Source organism: Thermoflavimicrobium dichotomicum (genome assembly GCF_900114055.1).
Taxonomy (GTDB): domain Bacteria; phylum Bacillota; class Bacilli; order Thermoactinomycetales; family Thermoactinomycetaceae; genus Thermoflavimicrobium; species Thermoflavimicrobium dichotomicum.
This window is the reverse complement of sequence record NZ_FORR01000041.1, coordinates 1-7,026: the sequence shown is the minus strand read 5'-3', so window position 1 is coordinate 7,026 and position 7,026 is coordinate 1. Positions and strand designations below refer to the sequence as shown.

Genomic DNA, 7,026 nt, shown 5'->3' with positions numbered 1-7,026 from the left:
GAACGCTACTGGGTGCCCACGATGGAGCCGAAATCTCCAGGTCAGTATCAGAAATCTGCGCCAGCAATTGGAGAAACGGCTCAATCATCGCAGCCCGATAAGCCGGAAGTTTCCTATGTATCAACTCCGTTGATTGTCAAGGGGATTAAGGTCCCGCAGGCAGGGCAACCAGTAAAATATCCACAGATTGCAGAAAAACCCCGTGGAATCGCCCTTCAGCCTTTGGTTGACAGGCCAATCCCCTCAGATAAACAGGAAGAGTCTATCCCGCCAAAAGTTGCTGGGTCATCAGTAACCATTTCTTTATCAACGCCTGAAAGCGAGTCTGAATGGAAATCTGCGCCTCTGATTCAGGAAGATTCGTTACAGGAGGAGCTGCAGGCAATGTTGGCAGCCATCTTAAACATGAATCCAAGCGATATCGACCCGGATGACACATTCATTGACATGGGCTTGGATTCGATTACCGGCGTAGAATGGATACAGGCCATCAACAAAAAGTATGGGACTTCCATCACGGCGACCAAGGTTTATGATTATTCAAATGTTAGAAAATTTACTCAATTCCTGCGGGGAGAATTGGGGAACGTTGATCAAAGCCGTGCTGTATCACAAAAGACGTCGTCCGTCGAAACATTGCCATCCGTAGAACTGCCAGACGGTTCAGAGGGAATCTTCCTTTCACAGGCTGAAGCTCAAAGTCAGGCTCATTCGCTTCGTCCGGTGATTTCACTGGAAAACTTACAGATGGAGCTGATGAGAGGACTGGCTGATACTTTAGGCATGAATCCAAGTGATATTGATGCAGATAGCAAATTTATTGACTTGGGACTTGACTCCATTACAGGTGTGGAGTGGATTCAGGCCATTAACAGAGAATACGGTACGTCGATTCCGGCAACCAAGGTGTATGACTATCCAAGCATTCGCGAATTTGCGCATTTCCTGCAAAAAGAGCTTGATAAAGAGAAAGAACCATTCACCCTCTCACTGGATGAAATTCTGCAACAGGTACAGTCGGGAAAATTGGATGTGGAAAAAGCTGATCAACTCTTGCTGCAACTTAATAATAGGAGGAAACAATGATGAACAAAGAGGATATTTTCAGGTTGGTTGTAGAGCACACACGCGAGGTATTACCAGAGTTGGAAGAGTATAATATTCAACCTAATGACCGATTGGTTGATCTGGGGGCAAATTCCGTTGACCGTGCTGAAATTATTATGAGAACCATGGAATCGCTATCTTTGAAGGTACCTCGTGTGGAGTTGTTCGGGGCGAAAAATATAGAGGAATTGGTGGAATTGCTATATGAAAAAATACAATCAGTCTGATCTGCTGATTACCGGATTGGGTGTGACATCTGCCATTGGACAGGGAAAAGCTGCTTTTACTTCCGCCCTAATGAAAGGACAGCATAATTTCGGAATCATGCGACGCCCCGGGAGACAAAAAGAGACTTCTTTTCTGGGCGCGGAAATCCCGTCATTGAGCTATCCGGAGCGACTTTCCTAGAAGTTGCTCCGGACAGCTTCTTTTTCAGGGCAAGTAGGCTTGATCACCATCCTGGAAGCGTGGGAAGAAGCAAAGTTGGATAAGGCCGACCCGAGCCGCATCGGATTGGTGATTGGCGGATCCAACTTCCAGCAGCGCGATATGGTCCAGATGCATGAAGCGTACGCAGACCGCGTTCATTTTGTGCGGCCAACCTATGGCTTAACCTTTATGGACAGCGATTTAGTTGGCCTTTGCACAGAGCAATTTGGCATTAAAGGAATTTCGTATACATTGGGTGGAGCGTCTGCCAGCGGCCAGTTGGCAATCATACAGGCTATACAGGCAGTCCAAAGCGGTCAAGTCGATATCTGCATCGCCATGGGAGCACTAATGGATGTCTCATACTGGGAGTGCCAGGCCTTCCGATCTTTGGGGGCCATGGGAAGTGATCGATTTGCAGATGAGCCGGAAAAGGCTTGTCGCCCCTTTGACAGGGAACGGGACGGGTTTATTTATGGGGAATCGTGCGGAGCTGTTGTGATAGAACGAACTGAATCGGCAATCAGTCGCCAGATTACACCATACGCCATCATCACGGGATGGGCTGTGGGAATGGATGCAAGCCGGAATCCTCATCCTTCGTATGAAGGAGAAGTGCAGGTCATTAAGAAAGCTCTGGAGCAGGCAAAGCTGTCTCCTCATCAAATTGATTATGTCAACCCGCATGGAACAGGTTCACTGGTGGGGGACGAGATCGAAATCAAAGCCATAGTGGATTGCCAACTTTCCAACGCTGCAATCAATGCAACGAAATCAATAACTGGTCATGGTCTTAGTTCATCTGGTGCGGTGGAAGTCATCGCCACACTTCTGCAAATGAAAGAGTCACGTCTTCATCCCACTAGAAATCTGGAATCCCCTATCGAAGAGTCTTGCAACTGGGTTCGGGATCAATCCATTACACATCATGTAAAACATGCTTTATCCCTGAATATCGGGTTTGGCGGAATAAATACTGCCATCTGTTTTTATAAAATTTAAACAAGGTAAGGAGATGGGTATGATAACAGTTGGAATTGAAGCACTTAATGTTTTTGGGGGAACGGCTTGTCTGGATGTCATGCAATTGGCTCGGCATCGTCGATTGGATACCAGGAGATTTGAAAATTTGCTCATGAAGGAAAAAACAGTAGCTTTGCCTTATGAAGATCCCGTCACCTTTGCTGTGAATGCAGCCAAGCCGTTGGTGGACGCCTTGTCTTTGGAAGAGAAAGATCGGATAGAAATGTTGATCACTTGTACAGAATCCGGGATTGATTTTGGAAAATCCTTAAGTACGTATATCCATCATTATTTGGGCTTGAATCGGAACTGTCGCTTGTTTGAAATCAAGCAAGCCTGCTATTCAGGGACAGCAGGATTCCAGATGGCAGTCAATTTTATCTTGTCCCAAGTCTCTCCCGGGGCAAAAGCATTGGTCATCGCAACAGACATATCCCGTTATATGGCAGTCGAGGCGGGAGAGGGTTTAACGGAGGACTGGTCTTTTGCTGAACCAAGTAGCGGTGCAGGAGCTGTCGCCATGCTGGTTAGTGAAAGACCATATATCTTCCAGGTGGATGTTGGAGCCAACGGATATTATGGTTTCGAGGTAATGGACACTTGCCGCCCCGTTCCTGATCGTGAAGCGGGGGATTCGGATTTGTCCCTGTTGTCATATCTGGATTGCTGCGAGCAATCATTTCTCGAATATCAAAAACGGGTTGTTGGCGTGGATTACCGGGATACATTCCAGTATCTTGCTTTCCATACTCCTTTCGGCGGGATGGTGAAAGGGGCACACCGTACCATGATGAGGAAGATGTGCAAGGCCAATCCCCGGGAAATCGAAGAGGATTTCATAAAGCGGGTGGAACCTGGATTACACTACTGCAAACGGGTTGGAAATATCATGGGGGGTACGGTGTTCCTCTCTCTGGCCAGTACGATCGATCATGGCCAATTCGATCATCCAAAGAGAATTGGCTGCTTTTCCTACGGATCTGGCTGCTGTTCTGAATTTTACAGTGGTATTGTCACAGCACAAGGACAAGAACATTTGCGCAAGTATAAAATTGAGAAACAGTTAAATGAACGCTATCAGTTAACCATGGATGAGTATGATGAATTGTTAAGAGGAAGCAGTGCAGTGAAGTTTGGTACCAGAAATATCAAGCTGGATTTTGACTTATTACCGGGAGTATTGGCTTCAAGCCAAGGAAAAGGGCTGTTGTTCCTGGAAGAAATCAGGGAATTTCACCGCGAATACAGGTGGTTGCCATGACCTATCAAACCATAGAAGTCCGCATTCAAGAGCCCGTTTGCTTTATAAGATTTAACCGTGCTGAGGCCAAAAATACGGTAAATGACCGCCTGATCGACGAGTTCCATCAGGTACTGGATGTTTGTGAGCAATCCCAAACGATTACAATTGTGGTTTTGGAAGGATCGCCTGATGTCTTTTGTTTTGGAGCCGATTTTGAAGAGTTGCGGATGAAAATGACAAGTGGAAAGCCGGGGGCATATACCCCTGAGCCAACTTATGACCTGTGGCTGAGATTGGCGAGCGGACCATTCATAACTATTTCTCATGTTCGGGGCAGGGCGAATGCAGGAGGGGTGGGATTTGTAGCGGCAAGCGATATCGTGATTGCCAGCCAGACCGCACAGTTTAGTCTGTCTGAATTGTTATTCGGACTTTATCCTGCTTGTGTTCTACCCTTCTTGATCCGCCGAGTCGGTTTTCAAAGAGCACACTATATGTCCCTGATCACCCAGCCGATCTCTGTTCAGCAAGCCTATATGTGGGGCCTGGTGGATGCCTATGATGACCAAAGCGAGTCCTTGCTTCACCGGCATCTTCTTCGCCTCAGACGGTTACCCCGAACGGGAATTTTGCGTTACAAACGCTACATCAGCGAGCTGAATGATTCAATCCGTACGTTCAAAACCTTGGCGGTCTCCTCCAATCAAGAGGTGTTTTCAGATCCTGCAAACCTTGAGAGAATTTTTCGGTTCATAGAGACCGGTCAATTCTCTTCCAATGATCGGTAAGTGCTTTGGTAGCTGGCTACGCAATTTGTACTCTCTATGTTAAAGAGAATTGCATCATTCAGAAACCGATTTTTAACTGGGAGAGGTGAACGGCTGGATGTTTTCAAACGAAATTTTACGTGCCTTGCAAGCTGGGGAAATAACGCTTGAAGAGGCACGAAACGAAATAAGAGGAAAGATAGAAGCCGAAGCAGGCCAATCTTCTTTCATAGCCCATGAAACTGATGTTTCAGCCAAGGAAACTCCAAGTAGGTTTAGTCTGAAGGAGGAAGAATCAGGGAAGTCATCAGATGATAAACTTTTGCAAACCTCCATTGCCATTATCGGCGTGTCAGGGCAATTTCCGAAAGCAAGCAATGTAGAAGAATTTTGGAACAACCTGGCACAGGGTATGGATTGCATCACCGAGATTCCTCCTGATCGCTGGTCTGTCGAAGAGTATTACGATCCCGATCCAAAAGCTCCAGGAAAAACCTATTGCAAATGGATGGGAGTGCTAGAGGATGTAGATAAGTTTGATCCACTCTTCTTCAATATTTCACCTGCAGAAGCGGAACTGATGGACCCACAGCATCGGCTGTTTTTGGAAAATGCATGGCGTTGTATTGAAGATGCCGGTATAAGTCCTTCTTCCTTGTCGGGAAGTCGTTGCGGTGTTTTTGTCGGTTGCGGGGCCAGCGATTATGAGCAGTCCGCAAACGTGCAGGGATTAAACGCATATGGTATGTTGGGAAGTTCCCCTTCTATTCTCTCGGCAAGAATTTCGTACTTGCTCAATTTGAAAGGTCCATGTCTGGCTATCGATACAGCGTGTTCCTCCTCTTTAGTGGCCATTGCGAAAGCATGCGACAGTCTGATTATGCAGACAAGTGATCTTGCATTGGCAGGCGGCGTTCTCACAATGCTGAGTCCATCTGGGTTTATCCAAGCCAGCAAAGCCGGAATGTTATCCAAAGATGGAAAATGCTTTACGTTTGATGCCCGCGCCAATGGATTTGTACCCGGAGAAGGCGTCGGGGTTATTTTATTAAAACGACTTTCTGATGCCATTCGGGATGAGGATCACATTTACGGCGTGATTCGTGGTTGGGGAGTTAATCAGGATGGCAAAACCAATGGAATTACGGCACCAAGTGTTCAATCACAGATTATGTTGGAAAAAGATGTATATGAACGCTTCCAGATCAATCCGGAGACAATTACGCTGGTAGAAGCTCATGGCACAGGCACAAAACTGGGCGACCCCATCGAAGTGGAAGCACTTATCCAATCGTTTCAGTCCTTTACTAACAAAAAGAACTACTGTGCGTTAGGCTCTGTGAAAAGCAATATCGGACATCTGATCAAAGCGGCAGGAATCGCAGGTGTTATTAAGGTTTTAATGGCAATGAAATATCGGATGCTTCCGCCCACCATTAATTTTGAAAAACTAAATGAACACATTTCATTAGAGAATAGTCCGTTCTATATCAACACCCGTCTACAGCCTTGGGAAGTTCCAGAGGGGATGCCTCGACGTGCTTCTGTAAGTTCCTTCGGGTTTAGCGGGACCAATGCCCATATTGTCATAGAAGAATTCGTTCACGAGTCGAACCGAAACAAAACACCGATTCCCGTGAATGAACATAACCCGATCTTATTTGTGCTGTCAGCCAAGACCAGAGAGCAACTAAAAGCTTATGCCCAAAAAATGAAGACCTTCGTGGAATCCCATGAAGAGATAGATCTGGCTGATTTAGCCTATACATTGCAAGTGGGGAGAGATGCGATGGAGCATCGGCTGGCCTTTTTGGCGTATTCAAGAGAGTCGATTCTCCAGGCACTGGAAGCGTTTGTACAGGATGTTCAGTCGCCAGGAATTTATACTGCTCATGTGAAAGAGGGCAAAGAGACCGTGGCGATTTTTGAAACAGATGACGATGCAAAAATCCTGCTTCAGACCTGGCTACAGAAAAAGAAACTGAAAAAGGTAGCGGAGTTATGGGTGAAAGGATTGTCGGTGGATTGGCATCAGATCTATGGAAAATCCAAACCACGTCGCATCAGTTTGCCGACCTATCCTTTTGCGAAAGAACGGTACTGGCTCCCGAAGATGGAATCAACCGCTTCGAAGAGGGAGGATCTCCTTCATCCATTGTTACATAGGAATACCTCTCATTTTTGGGAGCAGCGATATAGTTCCACGTTTACGGGACAGGAGTTTTTTCTTTCAGGTCATGTGGTAAATGGAGAGCGCATTCTTCCGGGAGTAGCCTACCTGGAGATGGCCAGGGCAGCAGTAGAACAGGCGACGAAGGGCTTCGGATCGAGTCAAACCGGTTTGTTGCTCAAGAATGTCGTTTGGATTCGACCTATCGTTGTGGGAGAAGATCCGATTCAGGTTCACATAGGTCTTACCCCCAGAGAGAACGGGGAGATAGAGTATCAGGTCTACTC

Annotated in this window: 5 protein-coding genes and 1 pseudogene; all 6 read left to right on the top strand. The window is 46.6% G+C overall.

The annotated features are described in order from the left end of the window. The coding region (locus BMZ78_RS17990) for an acyl carrier protein (protein ID WP_217645028.1) at window positions 1-1,086 on the top strand (1,086 nt) is incomplete at its 5' end. Continuing rightward, the gene (locus BMZ78_RS17985) at window positions 1,086-1,334 is read left to right on the top strand and encodes an acyl carrier protein (RefSeq protein ID WP_093231769.1); all 249 of its coding nucleotides are present in this window, start codon (window positions 1,086-1,088) and stop codon (window positions 1,332-1,334) included. The genes BMZ78_RS17990 and BMZ78_RS17985, both read left to right, overlap by 1 nt. Then, window positions 1,312-2,538: pseudogene (locus tag BMZ78_RS17980) on the top strand (beta-ketoacyl synthase N-terminal-like domain-containing protein). The gene BMZ78_RS17985 and the pseudogene BMZ78_RS17980 overlap by 23 nt, the downstream one beginning before the upstream one ends. A gap of 19 nt (window positions 2,539-2,557) precedes the next feature. Then, the gene (locus BMZ78_RS17975; protein ID WP_093231768.1) at window positions 2,558-3,820 is read left to right on the top strand and encodes a hydroxymethylglutaryl-CoA synthase family protein; all 1,263 of its coding nucleotides are present in this window, start codon (window positions 2,558-2,560) and stop codon (window positions 3,818-3,820) included. Continuing rightward, on the top strand, window positions 3,817-4,590 hold the full coding sequence (locus BMZ78_RS17970) for an enoyl-CoA hydratase/isomerase (RefSeq protein ID WP_093231767.1): 774 nt from the start codon (window positions 3,817-3,819) through the stop codon (window positions 4,588-4,590). Before BMZ78_RS17975 ends, BMZ78_RS17970 begins: the two co-directional genes overlap by 4 nt. Window positions 4,591-4,687: 97 nt before the next feature. Beyond that, window positions 4,688-7,026 (top strand): type I polyketide synthase (locus tag BMZ78_RS17965; protein WP_139203366.1); only part of this gene is annotated, 2,339 nt, incomplete at its 3' end.

Bases quoted from the DNA above. Each gene is read 5' to 3' on its own strand.
- BMZ78_RS17975 (WP_093231768.1), top strand. From the start codon at position 2,558: ATGATAACAGTTGGAATTGAAGCACTTAATGTTTTTGGGGGAACGGCT.
- BMZ78_RS17970 (WP_093231767.1), top strand. From the start codon at position 3,817: ATGACCTATCAAACCATAGAAGTCCGCATTCAAGAGCCCGTTTGCTTT.
- BMZ78_RS17985 (WP_093231769.1), top strand. From the start codon at position 1,086: ATGAACAAAGAGGATATTTTCAGGTTGGTTGTAGAGCACACACGCGAG.